Genomic DNA, 19,797 nt, shown 5'->3' on the forward strand with positions numbered 1-19,797 from the left:
TCGTATAATATTGCTATTTTTATCATAATAACAAAGTATTAGAACACATGCAACACTTTTGTAATATTTGGAAGGTTCGTAGATCTCTGTACAGAAAAGGGCTATTGTAATTCTAATGAATTTACAACAGCCCTTTTCTACTACACGATTACTATAGATACCGTCTAAAAGAAATCCGAAAGTACTTCTTTCACAGTTCGTATCTTTTGCTCCAGATATGCGTTGGCACCGCAAAATAAGAGTGCCTCTTCTACATTGCCTACAGCGGCATTGGCAAGTGCTTCCGTAATGCAATATGGGGTATCCACTGGATTACAGCTTTTTATACAATTGTGACAGCGTCTAACAGGTATGGGGCCTTCTAGGGTTTTATTCACAAACTCATTTCGTATTGCCCGCCCCGGCATGCCTACCGGACTTTTTACTATAATAATATCCTCTTTTTTACAGTCTAAATATGCCTGCTTATACTTTATGTCCGCATCACATTCTTCTGTTGTTACAAACTTTGTAGCCACCTGAATACCGTCTGCTCCAAGCTTAAGGTAGTGCTCCATATCTACCTTATTCTTAATCCCTCCGGCTATAATTACAGGAATATGTTTACCGTACCTGCTGCCATAATCCTTAGTTAAGTCTATAATACTTTTTATTTCTTCGTCATAAGCCTCATCGCTTATGCCTTCAAGCATTTCCGGTAAAAACCCCAAATGCCCTCCGGCCTTTGGCCCCTCTATAATTAAAGCATCCGGTGTGGTTTGGTTCTTCTTATCCCAAAGCCTGAAAATTACACTAGCTGCCTTTAAGGAAGACACAATGGGAATTAATTTTGTTTTTGTACCTTTAGCGATTTCAGGTAACTCAGTCGGAAGTCCGGCACCGGATATAATTAAGTCAATACCACTTTTGATTGCTTCCTTTACATATCTGGCATAATTCTGGGTGGCTACCATTATATTTACACCAAGTATCCCTTTCGGTGCAATTTGTCTTGCTCTCTTAATATGTTCTCTAACCATTCGAAGATTCGTTTCCAATGGATTTTTCTTAAAATCCGGCTCCGAAAAACCGATTTGAGCTGTGGATATAACTCCGATTCCGCCTTCTGCGGCTACTGCACCAGCCAATGAGCTTAAACTTATACCTACGCCCATACCGCCCTGTATTATAGGCAGCTTTGCAGTCAAATTTCCTATTTTAAGTGGTTTATACATAGTATCCTCTTTTCTAAATTGATGTTTACCTTTAATGTTGTCATATTTCAGATACTAATACACTTAATTTTAATATATCTTGCAGCTTTTGTTTTTTTTACTATGTCATATGGTTTTTAATACTACCAATTCTTTACTGTTCTTTATTTTACACTAGATTTTATATCATAACCAGTAGGGTACTGGAATAACCGAAGCCCGAATTCAGGCGCAACCGCTAATAGATGGTCAAAAATATCTGACTGCACTCCTTCATAATAATCCCAGGCTACTTCTTTTGTAAAAGCATATATTTCTAACGGCAGCCCATGTTCTCCCGGTGCAAGCTGCCTAACCATTAACGTCATGTCCTGATTAATACCGGAGTGACTTTTAAGGTAACAGCTAATGTACTCCCGAAAGGTTCCGATGTTGGTCAAATGCCTGCCATTTACCATGGATTCCTCGGTTCTGTATTTCTTATTATAATTGTTAATTTCTGCTTCTTTTTTCACAATATAGTCAGAGAGATTCTGTATCTTCTTAAAGCGTTTTAGCATATCTTCGGTACAAAACCCAATGCTTGTCATGTCAATATAAAGGGAACGTTTTATACGCCTTCCTCCAAACTCCTGCATTCCCCTCCAGTTTTTAAAGGAGTCTGAAACAAGTGCATAAGCAGGAATAGTTACTATGGTTTTATCAAAATTTTGTACCTTTACAGTATTTAAGGTAATTTCAATAACATCTCCGTCCGCACCATACTTTGTCATTTCAATCCAGTCACCGATTCTTAACATCTGGTTGGAGGTTAGTTGAATCCCAGCTACAAAGCCCAAGATAGAATCCTTGAATACAAGGGAAATAACAGCCGTTAAAGCACCTATACCGCTTAACAGCACCAAAGGATTTTCACCCATTAAGTTAGCCATTATTACAATTCCCATTATAATATAGAAGATAATCTTAATTATCTGTAAAAGTCCTTTTATCGGACGGATTTTGGAGATGGCATAAGTTCGGTATATATCATCGACAGAATCCAATACACCATTTACGATAAAAACAATAACAAGAAAGACATAAGTCATAACAAGTCTTCTTATGCTTTGGCTATATTGCTCAAAGACTGGTGCAAACGCGTTCACGATGATTGCCGGTATTAAATCAGCTAACCGGTGAAATACCTTGCGGTTAAGCATAATATTATCCCACTTGAACTTGTTGCGGTTAATATAATGGGTGAGAATCTTAAGAAACACTTTCTTTACAATCAGCTGTATTACCCCTACTAGTGCCAATAATAAAAAAATCACAATAACCCCTGCCAGATACCCGGATACTTTATCACTTAACCCTTTATTTAATAGTACTTCTTTAAAATAATCCATAATTACCTTTCTAATTCCTGTTAGAGCAATTCAAACAGATGGAACGTACCAAATGCTCTGTATGTCTTTTTAAGTGTATGTATAAAAAAAGTCTCTTATACGTAGTTCCTGGTTTATGCCTTTACAGGCTTTGCATTTACTACTAGCATCTCTTTTAATACTTTATCCACGCTAAAATAAAAAGTTTTCTCACCTGCTGTTTCCACAAGCCCTGCCTGCTCAAAGATCCTTCTTACTGAAGGCTGTAAGGAAGAAAAGACTACCTGTTTCCCTTCTGTTTTTGCCTGCTTATAAAAATCCAGCAAGATACCTACGGAGGTTATATCTGCCATAGGTACTCCACGCAAGGAGAAGATAACAAGATTTTTCTCTTTGATTTCTTTTAACTTCTGGTTCAAAGTATCTGCCGTCATAAAAAACATAGGTCCCGTAACATAAATCACACAACCGTTCTCTATCGTATAATCCTTCATACCAATGCGCTCCGGCTTAATATCTTCAGCGGTAATCTCTATTGCAGTACTTCTGACTATAAATAAAACAAGTCCAACCAAAATGCCTATAACAATCGCCATCGTTAAGTCTAGTATTACGGTTGCCGCCATTGTAATAAAAAACTTTAGCATGGCACCTGTAAACTTATGTGAAAATATATATTGAATGGCAGACCATTCATTCATACGCCAGGCGGTAACCATTAACACCCCTGCCAATGCTGCCAGCGGTATTTTAGACATAAACGGCCCCAGCGCGAACATAGCCAAAAGCAAACCAACTGCATGAAAGATACCAGTTAAACGTGTCTGCGCACCGGATTTAATGGCTACACTTGTTCTTGCTATGGCTGCCGTTGCAGGAATTCCTCCAAAGAAAGGCAGGATTATATTTCCGATTCCCTGTGCCACCAGTTCCTGGTCACTATTCATGGCTGCCTTTGCCATTCGGCCTGCAGAAGCTCCACATAATAAACTCTCTATCATTCCAAGCATAGCAATACTTACCGCCGGAGCAAACAATCCTTTTATCTGCTGCATATGAATGTCTGTAAGATGAAGTCTCTCTTTGGGAAGAAGGGTTTTTGGTATCTCCCCAACCATTTTTACATCAAGCTGTAAAACAATAGAAGTCATGGTAGCAAGTATAATGGCAACCAGTGAAGCCGGAACTATACTGCTTAATTTCTTCGGATAAAATATCATAAACAGTACTACGAAGATACCAAGGCACACAGATGCATAATCCGGCGCAAAGCCAAGCTTAAAATAGCTTATGAGCCTTGCAATGGCAGTTTCCCCTTCCGAGGTAACGCCAAAGAAATTATCTACCTGTCCAAGAGCTATAATAATGGCTATGCCGGAGGTAAAACCTGTAATTACCGGTGCGGGAATCCAGGAAGTAATCTTTCCCAAATGCAAAACCCCTGCAAGCAGCAAAAGGATACCTGCAAGTAAGGTAGCAATAAAAACACCCTGTATGTGATAACTTGCTGTTATGGACATCAAAATCGCAGCCATAGCTCCGGTTGGACCGGATATCTGATAATACCCCCCGGACAGCGCACTAATGAAAAAGCCTGCCACAATGGCTGTAATAAGTCCTGCTGCCGCATCTGCACCACTGGATACACCAAAGGCCAGTGCCAGAGGCAAGGCAACTGCTGTTACAGTAATTCCCGCCAGCAAATCCTTCATAAACTTTGAAGTATTATACCCTGTAAATTCCTTTTTTAAATCTCTTACGTACTGATTCAACATATTTTTATCCGCCCTTTTTCTATACATGTGAAAGATACAGTAAAAGATATAATATTGCCAACATATCTTTCACTGTATCAATTCATTAAACATATTTTAAGTATAGCATAATACTTTTAAAAATCCATTGTTAATTTATATAAACTAAAGGCAGTTTTCATCCAATTATTCCACTATATATTATGGTGACATTACCTGGCAGACGTTTAAGAAAGTCTGGATAAAGATGTAAGAGTATTATTCTCATCTCTTAACCGGTAAAAACAAGGTCTTTCTTCTAACGTCTCATTTGGTGAGTGTAGTGTTAAAAACAAATCTCCTTCAAGACTTTTAAAAATCATACCGTGACCACCATCTTTTTTAAACAGCAGTTCCGGTTCATGAATCCAGTTACCTGTTATTTCGCCGTTATCAGATCTTGCAATAGCCTCTGTGTAGCCTTCGCTCCCAAAACTTGACCAAATCATCAGCAAAGCTCCGTCCTTACAGCGGTACATAAACGGACCATCGGTAATATAATGGTTATCTGCTAACGGTACCACCCAGGGTGCTGATGATGCTTTAAAGATTTCCACAGGCTCGCTGTCCGCTTTCTTTAAATCCTGCATCAATTCCATAATACACATGCTTCCGTCTATTACCTGTCTGTGTTCGTGACAAAAAATCATATAAGGTGTTCCGTTCTGATCCAAATAAAAGGTACCATCTATACATTCCCAATCCCCAGGTGTAACCGGTCCGTCACTGTGTACCTGAAACGGTCCAACGGGACTTGAAGCTTTTAATATCTGGGTTCCCCTTCTGCTGGTTTCTGATTTAAACGTTGCAAATAGATAAAATTCACCGTTAAAATAGTGAACCTCCGGTGCCCAATAATTTCTGTCTGCCCAAAAATCTCCGTTATTATGAAAGATTTCTATCGGCTCACTCCAGTTTTCTAGGTCTGTTCCCACATATACATCAAAACCATCTGCAAGCCCCCAGGCTGTTGCACCTCTGGTTCCATACAAATAGTATTTTCCATCATATACCAGCACGAATGGATCACGTATATTTATGTCTTTACTTTTCATCATTCACCTCTTTACGTTCAAATCTTTATAAAATTACTCATCCGTTCATTCCTTGTCTCTTACCTATGCTTCTTCGAATACCAAGCTTTCAACCTGTCTTACTTCTACTTTCTTATCTACAGATTCTTCCATGGATGCATCTATCGTAACTTTTATCTTCTTAAAGCTAATTTCTTTTGCATAATCTAAATATACGCCATGTACTTTTCCTTTTAAAATACCCATTCCATCACAAGGACGAATATCATAGCTGTCCACCGGCCATTTGGAGGACTTTAAAAGGTTAAGACGAATATTTTCAAAATTAATGTCTTCGATATAATTATCTTTACTGCCGGATATAAAGATACCATTTTCACTCTTACAGTTGATATTCTTAAAGGTTACATTTTTAATATGTCCCGCTTTTACACCTGCCTTACGGTCAATCGCAGTTACATAAATAGGTTCTGCCCTTCCCCACCATTGTTCAGAGAATCTTCTGGTTTCAATGTTGATATTAGAGAAAATGACATTTTCAATATTTCCTCTATCTCTAAGCTGTAAAGATATTCCACGGTTACTTCTGCTGATATTACAGTTATCCACAATAATATTTCTGAAGTCACTAACACTTTCCGTTCCGAACTTGATTGCAGCACTGGTAGAAATTAATGTACAGCCGGTTACCACAATATTCTCGCAGGAGCCATACTTTTCATAGCCCGCTGTATTCTTAAATACAATACAGTCATCTGCACATTCGATATGGCAGTTGACGATTCTAACATTTTTACAATGATCTGGGTCAATACCGTCAGAGTTAGCCATCTTTAAGCTATTTATAATACGAATACCATCAATTAGTACATCCTGGCAGCCTGCCATATGCAGCGTCCAAAAACCGCATTTTGACATAGTAACACCTTTAACGGTTAATTGGCTGATGTTTTCAAATAATACCATTGGAATTCTTGGATAATAGGTACCTTCTATATGATAGGTACCCTCTTCTCCATGGAAAACTTCCTCCGTTCCGTCAATCTTGCCAGAACCGGTTATACTTACGTACTCTGCATCCTTACCATAGATAAAGTAATGAAACGGTTTTCCGTTATATTCACAATTGATATAGGAAGGAACTCCTGTGTTACTGTTTACTTCCATTCCCGGCTCAACGGGCAGAAAATCCTCAAGATTATCACTGGCTTTTAATACAGAACCTGCTGCCAGATGAAGCTCCACATAGGATTTTAATAAAATAGAACCAACCTTAAACACTTTACCACCGGGCACGTATACCCTGCCTCCGCCATTCCCATGACAAGTATCAATTGCATTTTGTACTGCTGCGGAATCATTGGTGATGCCATCACCAATAGCACCAAATTCTACTATATTATAAATCATAATTTATACCATGATATCACAGGCTTGCCCTGTCATATTGCCACAAATAAAGGAGTGAAACAAAACTCTGTGGCATCCTTTCTTTTTATAGTTTTATTAGGATTAGGGTGTCAAAAGCCCTATTTTTATTTATCCTTAGAAGCTTTTATTCGTTTGCCGTTTCCTTTACAGTTCTGGTAAATAGAAAATAGATTATACTAAAACCAATTATACTAACCGGCAGAATATAAAAAGAATATTTCAAGCCAATTTTATCAGTTAAACTTCCAAATACCATATTAAAAACAATGTCAAAAATGGTTGCTACACTGATGATTACACCCGTAGCTGTTGCTGCCCTGTCCTTTTTAAAATAATTCTGTATTAAGAGCAGGAGGGTCGGATAAACAATAGAAATACTTAAGCCTGAAATACTTAAAAGTGCGATGGCTCTGCCCCCTAAAACTATACCAAGAGCATAGAAAACCATTCCGATATTCCCGAAAACCAGTATGCTATTCTTAGGACCTAACTTTTGCACTACAGGAGCAAAAATCAAGCGACCAACCGTAATTCCCCCAAAGAAAACAGACAAGTATCCTGCTGCTCCTTTTGTAGACAGCTTTAATTCTTTCGTACCATACAACACCAGCCAGTTTAAGATTCCATGCTCAGCTATAAAGTAAAAACCAAAAATTACGATAAGAAATATAAAAGCCGGCTGATTTAAAATACTTTTTAAGGATACCTTTTCTTTTTCTTCTTTTTTCACATCCGGAATCTCAGAGTGACAAAGCAGTATCATTCCAAGTACTGCAAGCAGTAATAAGATAGTATTCACCCACTTCCAGACACTAAAGCCTGTAGCAAAGCGTCCCGCCACATTCTGGCTTGTACTGGTTCCGATTCCCTGTACGAAGAACAATACATTTACAATTAAACCGGGAGAGGCTGCAAATACCACCGGAACCAATATATTTATAGTGGTGTTAATTAAGGTTGAGGTACCCATACATAAAAACATCCCAAATAACAATAGATAAAAATTATCTGTTAACACGAACAGCAATGCGCCGCACATCCAGAGAAGCAACACTGTTAAAAATACTTTTTTCTTATTGTAACGGTCTACAAAGGAGCCTCCAAAAAATAAAAATACTAAATTGCCTATATAGCTTATGGTGACGATTAAAGATACTTCAAAAGTTGATAATGCAAAATGCTGTTCAAATACCAGCGAGAACACACCTCTTAAGCTGTCACTGGCACCCATGACAATCATTATGACCATAAAACTTATAAACAGAATACTCTTTTTCTTCATGATTCTTACCGGACTTTCTTTTCATATAAATTTTTATACTCTTTAAACTTTATACCCGCTGTCCGCTTTAGTGGACTTTAATTCAATCGATGATAATGTTTTTCTTTACACCTTAAAACAAGCATATAAGAAACTGCTGCAAAAATATAAATATCTTCACAGATAAATTTTTACAGCAGTTAAAATTTCTTATTTCAGCCTCATATTAAGTACGATAGTGAAGACGCTTTCACCTATTTAGCAACTTGGGTTTCCATAAGAAATAAAATTGCTAATGCCTGTCCATAAGGCATAGATTTTATTTCAATGTCTTTATAGAACTGCTTAGTGTCTCTTCCCATAGCCGTTCCATAGGAAACCTGGTTTACGATTCCATCCTCTGTTATGTAACCTAACACCGGTTCTAATGCCTTTAAGGCACAGGCTTCATAGGATTTATCCACCAATCCTAAATGCACGGAACGCAATATACCGTATGCAAAACCGCAAGTTGCACTCGTTTCTACATAGGAATCAGAATCATCAATTAGGGTATGCCACATACCGTTTTCTTCCTGGTATTTAGCCAAGCCTTCAATTTGGAAGGTAAGTGCTGCTGTCAGGAATTTCCGAAAGCTTGTTTCACAAGGTATCATGTTCAAAAACTCTGGTATTGCTATCGTTGCCCAGCAATTTCCTCTTCCCCAAAGTGCCTTTGTAAAGTTGTGATTGCCATTAAAGGTCCATCCGTGATACCATAAACCCGTATTTTTATCAGTTAAATATTTAATATGTATTAAAAACTGATATTTTGCTTCTTCAATGTATGTTTTGTTATTCGTTATTCTTCCGTAGTTTGCTAAAAAGAGCACTGTCATAACTAACGTATCATCCCAAAGTTCCTGTTCATTTAAGGTATCGGATGTGATATGCTGGAAACCGCCTTCCTTTGTCTTTGGAAGTCCTGTCATAATCCACTCTGCCCATTCCTGACACAGCTTTAAGAATTCTTCATTTTCTGTATGTTCCGCTACGTAGGATAAAGCCAGCATGGGTGCACAGGTATTGATATTCTTAGAAGGCAGTCCGGTTTCAATCCGTTCTTTGTAATATTTTAAAAGTATATTAAGATATTCCTGGTTCTTTGTCTGCTCAAACAGCTTCCATAATCCATACAGGCCTACACCCTGTGTCCATTCCCAGAATTGGTATTTGGAGATATCGTCACCGGCTAGGTTTTTATCCTTCATATTTTCCAGAAAAATTGTATCATCTTCATATAAAACTTTCTGAAAACTTTTTACTAACCGGTCAAGATTCTCTTGTATTTTTACATTTGTGTCCTTAAGCATGTGATAAAATCCCTTTCTTAATTTCTATCTCTGGTTTATGGCAGTATTCTATTCTTTCATTTTCTACGTACAACTCACGCAGAGCTTTTACTTTTACTTCCCCGTATTGTATATCATTAACTGTTACCGAAAGATTTCCGTCATAACTAATATTTGTGTGTTTTAATGTCTCACAAAAGTTTTCGAAGCTTATAAACTCTTCCCTTGAGCCTCCCTTTATAATTACACAATGATTTAGGCCTAGGGATATAACTTCTTTACCGGTATTGGCTCCCTCTGTTACAAGCTGATAACCGTTATTGAAATAAGTTCCCATGTAGGCATCACCGTTTCGTAAAAATAACCAGCTTCCTTCTATTTTAAACGCTTCATAATCATACATTGGCGTATAGCCATGGATATAGTGTACCAGCTCGTTTTCATCAATATGGAACAAAAGTATCATAAGATTTTTGTACTGTTCTATATAAGGGTTGGTTCCATTGCCGGACCAGTATGCCGGACGATTTCCTCCGCTGTATGGTCTCTCTCCCGGATGGTTAATAAAAAACTGGGCAGAATTTTTCCCGAAAGCAATATTCATCAGATGTTGTTGGTGCCCATGTTCAAATGCCTTATATCCTTTAACAGAAGCCATAAAATACTGACTCGTCTTATAATAATAGGTCTTAACCCTGTTAATTCCCTGATCAAGTTCCGCGCTTATCCAGCCTCTTGGCTGTACTTTTGTATCTTCTGAAAAGTTCGGAGGCAGATAATCGGATAAGCAGTATAAGGTCACAGCTCTTGAATTTAGCGTAAGGTGACCTACACCTGTTGTAACCCATTCCAAAAAATTAGGTTCAATCTGCTCCCTTGCTTTGAGAGTTTCTTCATATGCCCGTCCATAACTAGAACTCATAACACCTTCAAACATGTTATAGCTAATAATACGGAAGGTATAGTCTAGAGCCTTTTTAGCGATATCTTTCATATCTTTATCCGGTGCCATTTCATACAGGACAAAAAATCCGATTAAATCTACGGGAATATAAGTAGCAGAATTCCATTCTGCATATCCGTATTGAAAGAAGGTATGAAACCAGTCCATAAGGCGCTTTTTACCAATCGCATATTGTTCTTTACCTTTTCGTCCGCTAACGGTAAAGGTATCATCCGGATATAATCCGCCGCCCAGATATTGAGCCAGATGGAACAGCATGGCATGATTTTCACTAAAATACCACATAACATCATTACCCGGCTCATCAATCCAATAACGGAAGCCAAGAACCAATTGATGGATTTCTTCATATAACTCATCACTAATATATTCTCTGTATCTTTTTGCCAGCATCATCATCGCTGCAAGGTAAAAGTCAGAGCAGTCTTCTTTTTTAGAAATCTTCATGAAACTATTTCTAAAATATATATCCGCTTCTTTTGTCCATTTCTTCTTTGTTTCAAGAATAGCCATGGTAGTTATTATCACATCTGCACCATAATCACTGATAAAGGAAAGTGCCTGCTGTTTTCTCTCTTCCACCGTTTTTCCCGGGTGAAAAGGAATAAAGTCCTTTGGCATTACGGAGATTCTTAAATCTCTTGCTATGGGATACCTGCCCGCCATTGCCTTCACTAACACCTTGTATGCTCCAACCTTAAGGCCTGTAACGGGTCCGAAATCAATCTCTGATTTATCCGTATACGCTGTTCCGGTTAATACGTCGTTGTGTTTGCCAATACCCTTTCCCTTATCATCGGTTAAATACAGGGTAACTTCATTCTTTAACAGGCTTTTGTCATACTGTAGAATTAGATTCCCTTCCCGGTAACCATCCTTTTCAAAATAACAGCTCTTTAAAAATCTTTCTGTCTGTAAAACCAGTTCGGCCCTTTCTTCCAGTTCAATAACGCCAAAGATAGGAGTTCCTCCCTTATAACGCATCTCAAAGTAGAAAAAGACATCTCTTTCTGCCAGTTCGTCTGCATAAACTGCTATTTCATTAAGTCCTTGTTTCAGAGCAAGCTCTATGGTCTTTTTGCCGGGAATGTTTCTGGTGTAAGGGGTAAAGCATTCTACTTCCTTCTGATTTACCCAGATTTTCATTCCGCCACAGGTGTATAATTCAAAAGGATACTTTCCTGCCTTTTCCACAAAAATATGTGTTTTCGCATTTGTCCAAATATAATGTGGTGTATGAATAAAGGTTGTAAAATCTATCCTATTATTTTCAAAGGGAAAAAATACTCTGTCATAGCTTCCGTTATAATAGGAAACATTTTCTATCTTATTAACCTTTAGAAACTCTTCTCGGACAGGGTAAACAATCTGAACATAACCCTCCTCCAGATTAACATCCGCTTCAAAGGTTTTATAAGGTGATGCAAAAGGTTCTCGCTTCATATCTGTAATCCACCATCTGCTGATGGATTCGTCATAACCGATGGCGTATTTTAATTGATTCACAACAACATCTCCTTTGGGAAAGCATATTTTTTTACAGAAAATTTATTTGTTCTTTATCATTTATTTTATTGCCATTGCCAGCTCATATATGCTTTTAAATGGCATTTATTGATTTGACATGGTTTATTATCCTTTACTTTGATTCAGTATATCAATTCGAACAAAGATAATCTATACAAAATTTGTTTATTTTGCTTTTTTTATTGCATTTTTTGCTTTTTCTGACTATAATAAAATTGATTATGCAAAAAATGTCGAAAACACAACTATCCTTGTTTCAGACACTGACAAAACACTTTACTCAGGTATCTCATCCTGGCTTACTAGAAAATTACGAGGTATTTTTATGCTGCTTAATGACTTAGTTTTATACGAAAGAGAACATATTACCGAAATTAATGAGCAGGGCAACCCCTTTTATTATTTTATTGATTATGATGAGCGTTCCTACAATATAAATATGGAATTCCAGCATTTTCATCAGTTCTATGAGCTGTGTATACTTTTAGATAACGCCGCAGACCATCTGATTGAAGGTGATATTTATGACCTTCAATTCGGTGATATCGTAGCTCTTAGGCCATCCTTACTTCACAAAACCCAGTACCCACATGGATCCGCAAAAAAACGCATCATTATAAACTTTACCTTTCCTATGGATGTACCTGGGATAGCAGAGGATTACAGGACCCTATTGTCAATCTTTGATAAGCCTATTCCTATCTATCGCTTTGAAGGAAAATACAAAACCGAAATATTTGAAATTCTAAATGATATATTCCGCCTCACAAAGACAAAAAGTTCCATCGGTAACCTGTTAATCCATACCAAGTTTGTGGAATTTCTTACTAAAATATATCAAAACCGGGAACAAAACGTGTATGTTGTACATTCTTCCAAGGATAACCTGACCAGTAAAATATACTCCATTACCTCTTATATCCATGAACATTATACAGAGGATTTATCCTTAGAGTTTCTTGCAAAGTACTTTTATATCAGCACCTATTACCTGTCACATCAGTTTAAAAAAATAACTGGTTTTACTCTAAACAGTTACATTCAGATGACAAGAATTCGCAATGCCCAGCAGCTTTTATTATCAACGGATATGAAAATAACCGAAATATCTGATGCCTGCGGTTTCTCTAGTTTTTCACAGTTTAACAGAACATTTAATAAGTACTGTAATACATCACCCTCTAAATTTAAATCCAATAAAGGCGGCAAGGCCATGCTATCCTATGCCCGCTCAGAATAACCAGGTATCGGCAAACCCCAAAGAAATACCCATAAGGGGTTGCCATATCTACCTATGCAATAAAAATAGGATTGGTAATTGCCAGATTGGTACAATCCTCATAGGCTTCAAAATAAACCCAATCTTTATCCTGCACCTGAATGGTAACTACCCGGCTGTAATCATAGAATCCTTTTATCTGATTTATATTTTCCAGTACTATTGTCTCTGTTCTGCCCCCTGACTGATGGATTATAAGCCTTTTTAAAGGACGGTTTGCCAACAGCCTTATTAAGACCTCAAGTTCTTTCTCCTCTTTATGCACTGTTTCTCCCGGACCTTTTCCTTCTATGGTTGGCAGTAGAATCGGCCCATTCGTTAAGAAGCTGTGACCCTTTTTTAGACTTGCTAATAAGTACTTGGATGTTCTTGTACCATTCACCTTTGTATAAGTTCTGACACAGCCGCTGGTTAAGGTGGTTTTGGCCCACTTTTCTAAAATCGGCATAACCTTATCATATAATAAAATAAGGGGATCTGCCTTTTTTAAAAGTTCCTTGCAGAACTCCCCCCTATAATCCCTTACTATGCCAACAAGCCAGGTTATCTGCCTAAAATATTCTACGTAATCATCTGCTTTTATATTATGCGTGTCGCTGCCGGTGGTAGCGGGAATGAATCTGCCTTCCGTAAGCAATTCCTTCCATAATCCATATGCCTCCCAATTAGTACTTCCTGGCACCATAGGGTTGGAACCATTCCATATTTCTATGGTTTCGAAAATATTTATCATATCGTGAAACTTGGGATTCCAGGATATTGCCTTCTGACGGTCTCTTGGATGATTTAATTGAGGTAATCCGGATAGTTCTTTAATCCGGTTGGTAATGCTATAGAATTCCTCTCTTAAATACTCCTCCGCTCGCTCTTCTTCTTTCGGAATCCGATAGATAATATCCTCCTCTACTCCAAGTGACAAAACATGTCCGTTAGATGTGGATATCTCCTTGGAGATAATGGGTGTAAAGTCAGCCGTTTCCTGCTTTCTCCACTCCCCATGATTCTTTACATTATGGTGATCACTTAAGGCACCAAAGGTAAGTCCCATAGCCTGCATGGAATGAGCCACCTCCTCCGGTGATTCTACCACCGGGTCAGTCCCCCCATGAAGTCTGCTGCTGTATACACTATGATGATGCAAATCTCCTGCATACCAGCCCTCCTCTGATAGATTAATAAAGCGTCTTATATAAAAACGATGGCAAGCGGGTTCCTCCTCTAAAGCTATTATTTCTTTTGTCAAGATTTCATACTCTGAACCCTTAGAAACCTCTACTAAGTATCTGCCGGCAGGAACTTCTTCACTGGTTTTTCCCTCTGTGTTGGTGTAGCTTCTATAGAAGGTCAAATCACCTGTATTAAAAGAAAAATTATTTTGATTCATACCCTCCGGTAACGGATAAAATTTAACCTGTGCTACCATTCCTTTTCCGGTTTCATTGCATACCTCCACCGTTATAGGTACCTTTTTTCTGTTTTCAGATTCCGGCAGTCGATACCCTCTTTCATTCAAGGCACCTGTCAGTTCTTCTAAATTACAGCAGAGCTGGTTCGGTTCAAGCTCATTCAAAAAAACCTCATCCGATACTTCCATACCTCTAATACAATCAACTGCGGTAGACAAAAATTTTTTAAGCTTCATCTTTTTCTCCTTTCCTAATCAGCGCTTCCTGCCTCAATATAAAAGGTAAGTATTTCATAGGGTTTAATATCTGCGTAAAAAGCATCCTCCTCTGTTAGTAGTTCTGTTTCCTTTTCTTCTAACAGATTGCAAAGATATACTTTATGAAGGGTAAGTCTTGAACTGATGGCTATTCTGGTTCTACGGTTTTTATATTCATATAATCTTAGAATATATCCCTTGCCATCCTCCGATTTTTTCACAACCTCTATCATACAATTATCCTGTTTTACAGAAAATAAAGATACCTCTGTACCTTTATCACCTTCTTGAGGAGACTGCCATCTGGCATATAAAGGCGTATTTAATGAATATGCCTCTAACTGGGTATTGCCTTCCCGCCAGCCGCCCATATGGGGATACAGTGAATAGGTGAATTCATGAAAGCCCTGATCCGCATTTTTGTTGGGATACTGCCCACATTTAATTAGGGTAAGTCGCATATTACCATCTTTTATATCATGACCATACTTACAGTCATTTAACAGGCTCACACCGTATCCATACTCAGATATATCCGCCCATTTGTGGGCACACACCTCAAATTTGGCCATATCCCAGGATGTATTTTCATGCGTATTTCTTTCCACATTTCCATACTGGATGTCATAAGATGCCTTATCCGCATGGATGTCCACAGGAAATAGAACCTTTAAGAGCACCTGCTGTTCATGCCAGTCTATTTCTGTGTGAAAGTCTATTCTTCGGCTATAAGGGTATAAAAAGATATGCTGTTTTATAACAGAATCAAAATACGTTCTGGTTATCTGTATACCGATACGAACTGGCCCCCATTCTGTGATAACGGCTTCATTGAACTGGTTTATGATATAGAGTTTATCCCGGTGGTAAATATCAATATCCCAATTTTCAAAGTCCATGGGGCGGTCTTCATAAATCTCCAGCACATTTCCTTTATATCCGGGCTTTATTACCTCTCTATCCGCCTTTTTATCCCATAGGGATACAAGATGGTACTCTTCATCAAAAACCACCAGATAAAAGTCTGTCTCAATTACCCGCTCCGCTTCAAACCGTTTCTTTGCCGTTTTTATTTCCGCTTCCATGTCCGGCTTATAAGAATCCAAATATAGTACCTTAAAGCCCTTGCCAGGAATTCCTGCCACCTGGCAGATATACTCCTTAGAGTCAGGCAGCTTTTGGCATGCATAACGGTTCCCATATGCATCTGTTAGACTACTTATTTCATCTTTATAAGCCGATGATGGAGTAAATTGTATCCGGTCCTCTCTATGAAAGGATAGGGTATTAAAGATTAACACCCCCTCTTTCTTTATGGCAAGCTTTGAACTAATATACTTTAACTTATTTTCAATCAGTTCAGAACCCTTTTTAAGAAGATTCTTGTAATCTATATCTGTCTGCTGATATACTGCTTCTATACTTGTTCCGGGTATAATATCATGGAACTGGTTTAACAGAATCTGCTTCCAGCCTCGCTCCAGCTCCACGGACGGATAGGCATCACCATAGCTCTCTGCCAGAACTGATAAGAATTCTAAATCCATATACATGGTTTCTGCCCTCCGGTTAAACCGCTTATTTTTTGCCATAGAAGTATAAGTTCCTCTGTGACACTCAAAATAAAGCTCACCAGACCATTTTGCTATATCTGCTCGATTTGTAACACACGCATTAAGCCTGTCAAAATAGTTACTCTGAAAGTCCATGGAAACCCTTGGAATTCCGGGTAATCCGTATTTTAAGCGGCTGTAATTCTTAAGCTGTTCTTCCGTAGGGCCTCCCCCTCCATCACCGAATCCAAAGGGGTGCAATGTCTCTTCACATAATTGCTTATCCTGATATCTACTCCAGTTACCAAGTACCTGATTACTTTCTAGACGTCCATTATAAGTTGTCTGCTGATATGGATTTTTTCTAGCCAATATCTCCTTATCAAACGTCACATGCCCTGTAGTAGTAACAAGCTGGGTTAATACTTCCGAGCCATCTATTCCTTTCCATAAAAAAGTATCATGGGGCATCTTATTGTATTGATTCCAGTCGAGCTTTGTTGTGAAAAAATATGTAATACCACATTTTTTCAAAATCTGGGGAAGTGCTGCTGAATATCCGAATACATCCGGAAGCCACAGAGTTTTTGATTTTTTACCAAACTCCTCTTTAATAAACTTCGCGCCGTATAAAAACTGTCTTACTAAGGATTCACCTGAGGGAATATTGCAATCTGCCTCTAACCACATACCGCCATCAATCTCCCACCTGCCTTCTCGTATCCTATCTTTTACTCTTTTATAGAGTTCAGGCTCTTTTTCTTTAAGAAACGCATAAAGCTGCGGCTGACTTGACATAAATTTGTATTCGGGATACTGGTCCATGTAATTTAGAACCGTTGAAAAACTACGTACCACTTTTTCTTTGGTCTGCTCAACACTCCAAAGCCATGCTACATCAATATGGGTATGGCCTATGGTGGTAACAACAGGCCCCTCTTCACAGCTATTGCTGTAGTACCTGCCTTTTAAAAAGGTGTTGGCTCTATGAAGACCTTCATAGAATTCTCTGGAATATATTTTCCTTAAATCCAGCAGGTTGATACCGGTCTTCATATCCTCCATAATTTTAACACGGTCTGTATTGTCTTTTTCAAGAACACAGGCAGTCCGAAAGAGATTTTTTAAGTTATAATAAAAATCCTCTATTGCAAGGTCAAGGACCGCAAGCTCCGATTTTAGATACACTTTTTCCCGGTTTAGACCGCTGTAACCTAGCAGTGCAATTTCATAAACTGTACCAGGCACTGCACTTTTTGCAAGAAGAATATCCCTGTGGTTGACATCCAAACCTTGTCTGATTTTTCCGTCAACATAGCATAAAAATTGAGGGTTTGCTATATCCCAGCCCTCTTCATGACCGGTACCAATGCGGTATACCACATGTTCCCCTGCAAAGGACTTCGGTATGATTAAAGTTGTACGAAACCACATATGGCAGTCATAACCGCCCCACAGATTTCCAGTCTCATACTCCTCCCAACAGGTCGTATCTGCCCTTTCCCCGCCATCTTCTCTGCCTTCCTTTACTTTGTACTGATTTATGGATTCACTTTTTTTAGAAATATATATTTTTAAGTCCTTTAACAGTCGGTTTATCTTTCCTAATTCAAAGTCCATACATGCCTCCTGCGCATTATCTCCTGAACTAACTAATGAGACCGCGGCACATCGATGTCCGTATCAATGTAGCAGCACACCAGTCTGTTATATAGCAATAGAGGCAGTATATGTCTATATACCGCCTCTATCCATTATTTTCATAAAGTCACTTATTTTGCTACATTGTCCTTATAGTAGTTCGCTCTGGCTTCCAAAATCTTATCCAAACCAGCCTGTACTAATTCTGCATATTTAGTTTTCTGAATTTCATCAAAAGTTCCAGGCGCTGCACTAATCAAGTTGTAAGCATAGATAATTGTAGAAGATTTTACATTGGAACTATATACGGATTCTTCTTCTAATATCTGTTGTATAACCGGTGTATCAGTCATACCGGTAGTTATCTGTGTGTATAAGTCAGTTAAGTACTCTTCACTAAAAGTAGGATATGAAGTTTTTAAACTTTTAACAATTGTTGCCGGATCATTATAATACGCCCAGTATTGTGTTGCGATACAAAAGTCAGCCGGTGTTAAAGGATATCCTTTAGAGTATTTTTCATCTTCTGTTAGTGTTACAGGTATACCATTTTCATCTGCCTGGTAATCCGGTGTATAATATACTTTGATTGCATTTTCAGGATTTGCCATCCAGTTAATGTATTTAACGGCAGCTTCTACTTTTGCCTCACTTGCCTTAGGTACCATAATGTATGCACCATATAAAGGGTTCGCAGGGTTAACATATGCACCGAGGCTGTCTTCAAAAGCATTGATAGCTACATATTCCACTTCCGGATTTAATTCCTGCGCTGTTGTAATCCATGCCATAGGACGTTGTGCATCGTCTAAAAAGAAACCTGCCTGTCCATTGCTAATTGCCTGCTGATAGATACTGCTGTCTGTATCTACTGCAAAATCTTTGGAGATAATTCCATCATTATAAAGCTTATTTAATACTTTAAAGCCTTCCTCAGCACCAGTGTCTAATGCTTTTGTCCATTCAGAATAGACATACGTATCTTCTTCTGTGGAAGGTTCAGCATAAGATGCTACAAAGTTTAAGTACATTTTTTCAGAAGAAGTATCTCCACTCATAGCCCAAGGGACTAATTTGTCACCAAGCTTACCGGGATCCTGCTCTTTAAAGGCATATAAAGCGGCAATTAATTCTTCTTTTGTCTTAGGTACTTCTAAGCCAAGTGCATCTAACCAGTCTTTACGAATCATACCTATGTGTCTGACTTTCTGCCACTGTCTCTTTGCCGGAATAGCGTACTGTACTCCATCAATTTTACCTACGTCTAAGATAGAAGCAAGCTCTGTATTAATTACATCACCATACTTTGTAATTGCATCAGAAAGGTCTGTCAGACCACCATCAACTGCAAAGCTTCCAAAGATAGTTCTGTCATAGGTTAAGATGATATCAGGAGCTGTACCACCAGCCATCATCATCTGAATATTGTCATCTGTTGTCGCTCTGGATACTGCCTGGAATGTGACATTAACATTAATATCAGCTAAAATTTGTTCTTTTATCCATTCAGTAAGTGCATTTTCTTCTATTGTGGTTCCAGGTGCTGCATCTCCCCTGTCCCATACCATAACTTTTAAATCTAACGGTGCTTCTGTCGAATTATTATCCGTTCCTGTTTCCGGTGTCTTGTTTTCATCTCCACTTTTATTACCGCTGCCCTTTGAGCAGCCGGTGAAGACCATAACCACAATTATTAAAAGACTTACTATTTTGGCAATTTGTTTTTTCATAAATTTCCTCCTTTTTATTATATAGCT

General features: G+C 38.3%; 12 protein-coding genes. 1 reads left to right on the forward strand and 11 read right to left on the reverse strand.

Annotated elements, in window-relative coordinates; translation table 11 throughout:
* Positions 1–164 precede the first annotated feature (164 nt).
* The 8 genes from acsn021_RS21685 to acsn021_RS21720 all read right to left on the reverse strand — a co-directional run bounded on the left by acsn021_RS21685 (position 165) and on the right by acsn021_RS21720 (position 11,883).
* Positions 165–1,214: an NAD(P)H-dependent flavin oxidoreductase gene (locus acsn021_RS21685; protein WP_184092153.1), complete on the reverse strand. Its 1,050-nt coding sequence runs from the start codon at positions 1,212–1,214 to the stop codon at positions 165–167.
* A 143-nt stretch (positions 1,215–1,357) separates the two neighbouring features.
* Positions 1,358–2,584 (reverse strand): mechanosensitive ion channel family protein, encoded by a 1,227-nt coding sequence (locus acsn021_RS21690; RefSeq protein WP_184092155.1) that lies wholly within the window; start codon positions 2,582–2,584, stop codon positions 1,358–1,360.
* A gap of 113 nt (positions 2,585–2,697) precedes the next feature.
* Positions 2,698–4,338, reverse strand: a complete 1,641-nt coding sequence (locus tag acsn021_RS21695) for a SulP family inorganic anion transporter (RefSeq protein WP_184092157.1) — start codon at positions 4,336–4,338, stop codon at positions 2,698–2,700.
* Positions 4,339–4,544: 206 nt separating this feature from the next.
* A complete protein-coding gene (locus acsn021_RS21700; RefSeq protein ID WP_184092159.1) occupies positions 4,545–5,411 on the reverse strand; it encodes a glycoside hydrolase family 43 protein in 867 nt (288 codons plus the stop codon).
* Positions 5,412–5,474: 63 nt separating this feature from the next.
* Positions 5,475–6,800 carry a glycoside hydrolase family 28 protein gene (locus acsn021_RS21705; RefSeq protein WP_184092161.1) on the reverse strand — a complete coding sequence of 442 codons (1,326 nt, stop codon included), beginning with the start codon at positions 6,798–6,800 and terminating at the stop codon, positions 5,475–5,477.
* Between the two features lie 145 nt (positions 6,801–6,945).
* Positions 6,946–8,103 carry an MFS transporter gene (locus acsn021_RS21710; RefSeq protein ID WP_184092163.1) on the reverse strand — a complete coding sequence of 386 codons (1,158 nt, stop codon included), beginning with the start codon at positions 8,101–8,103 and terminating at the stop codon, positions 6,946–6,948.
* A gap of 233 nt (positions 8,104–8,336) precedes the next feature.
* The gene (gene bglB / locus acsn021_RS21715; protein WP_184092165.1) at positions 8,337–9,434 is read right to left on the reverse strand and encodes a beta-galactosidase BglB; all 1,098 of its coding nucleotides are present in this window, start codon (positions 9,432–9,434) and stop codon (positions 8,337–8,339) included.
* A complete protein-coding gene (locus acsn021_RS21720) occupies positions 9,427–11,883 on the reverse strand; it encodes a hypothetical protein (protein ID WP_184092167.1) in 2,457 nt (818 codons plus the stop codon). Before acsn021_RS21720 ends, bglB begins: the two co-directional genes overlap by 8 nt.
* 346 nt (positions 11,884–12,229) lie before the next feature.
* Between acsn021_RS21720 and acsn021_RS21725 the strand changes: the two genes are divergently transcribed.
* Positions 12,230–13,144 carry an AraC family transcriptional regulator gene (locus acsn021_RS21725; protein ID WP_184092169.1) on the forward strand — a complete coding sequence of 305 codons (915 nt, stop codon included), beginning with the start codon at positions 12,230–12,232 and terminating at the stop codon, positions 13,142–13,144.
* Between the two features lie 52 nt (positions 13,145–13,196).
* Here the strand turns inward: acsn021_RS21725 and acsn021_RS21730 are convergent, their stop codons facing one another.
* The 3 genes from acsn021_RS21730 to acsn021_RS21740 all read right to left on the reverse strand — a co-directional run bounded on the left by acsn021_RS21730 (position 13,197) and on the right by acsn021_RS21740 (position 19,770).
* Positions 13,197–14,825 (reverse strand): CehA/McbA family metallohydrolase, encoded by a 1,629-nt coding sequence (locus tag acsn021_RS21730; RefSeq protein ID WP_184092171.1) that lies wholly within the window; start codon positions 14,823–14,825, stop codon positions 13,197–13,199.
* Positions 14,826–14,839: 14 nt separating this feature from the next.
* The gene (locus acsn021_RS21735) at positions 14,840–18,019 is read right to left on the reverse strand and encodes an alpha-mannosidase (protein WP_184092173.1); all 3,180 of its coding nucleotides are present in this window, start codon (positions 18,017–18,019) and stop codon (positions 14,840–14,842) included.
* A 152-nt stretch (positions 18,020–18,171) separates the two neighbouring features.
* On the reverse strand, positions 18,172–19,770 hold the full coding sequence (locus acsn021_RS21740; protein ID WP_184092175.1) for an extracellular solute-binding protein: 1,599 nt from the start codon (positions 19,768–19,770) through the stop codon (positions 18,172–18,174).
* Between the last annotated feature and the right edge of the window lie 27 nt (positions 19,771–19,797).

This window comes from Anaerocolumna cellulosilytica (genome assembly GCF_014218335.1).
In the GTDB taxonomy this organism is placed as follows: domain Bacteria; phylum Bacillota; class Clostridia; order Lachnospirales; family Lachnospiraceae; genus Anaerocolumna; species Anaerocolumna cellulosilytica.

Excerpts from the sequence above, each read along its gene's own strand:
- acsn021_RS21730 (WP_184092171.1), bottom strand. The coding sequence starts at position 14,825 with ATGAAGCTTAAAAAATTTTTGTCTACCGCAGTTGATTGTATTAGAGGT.
- acsn021_RS21710 (WP_184092163.1), bottom strand. The coding sequence starts at position 8,103 with ATGAAGAAAAAGAGTATTCTGTTTATAAGTTTTATGGTCATAATGATT.
- acsn021_RS21740 (WP_184092175.1), bottom strand. The coding sequence starts at position 19,770 with ATGAAAAAACAAATTGCCAAAATAGTAAGTCTTTTAATAATTGTGGTT.
- acsn021_RS21685 (WP_184092153.1), bottom strand. The coding sequence starts at position 1,214 with ATGTATAAACCACTTAAAATAGGAAATTTGACTGCAAAGCTGCCTATA.
- acsn021_RS21735 (WP_184092173.1), bottom strand. The coding sequence starts at position 18,019 with ATGGACTTTGAATTAGGAAAGATAAACCGACTGTTAAAGGACTTAAAA.
- acsn021_RS21695 (WP_184092157.1), bottom strand. The coding sequence starts at position 4,338 with ATGTTGAATCAGTACGTAAGAGATTTAAAAAAGGAATTTACAGGGTAT.
- acsn021_RS21725 (WP_184092169.1), top strand. The coding sequence starts at position 12,230 with ATGCTGCTTAATGACTTAGTTTTATACGAAAGAGAACATATTACCGAA.
- acsn021_RS21705 (WP_184092161.1), bottom strand. The coding sequence starts at position 6,800 with ATGATTTATAATATAGTAGAATTTGGTGCTATTGGTGATGGCATCACC.
- bglB (WP_184092165.1), bottom strand. The coding sequence starts at position 9,434 with ATGCTTAAGGACACAAATGTAAAAATACAAGAGAATCTTGACCGGTTA.
- acsn021_RS21690 (WP_184092155.1), bottom strand. The coding sequence starts at position 2,584 with ATGGATTATTTTAAAGAAGTACTATTAAATAAAGGGTTAAGTGATAAA.
- acsn021_RS21700 (WP_184092159.1), bottom strand. The coding sequence starts at position 5,411 with ATGAAAAGTAAAGACATAAATATACGTGATCCATTCGTGCTGGTATAT.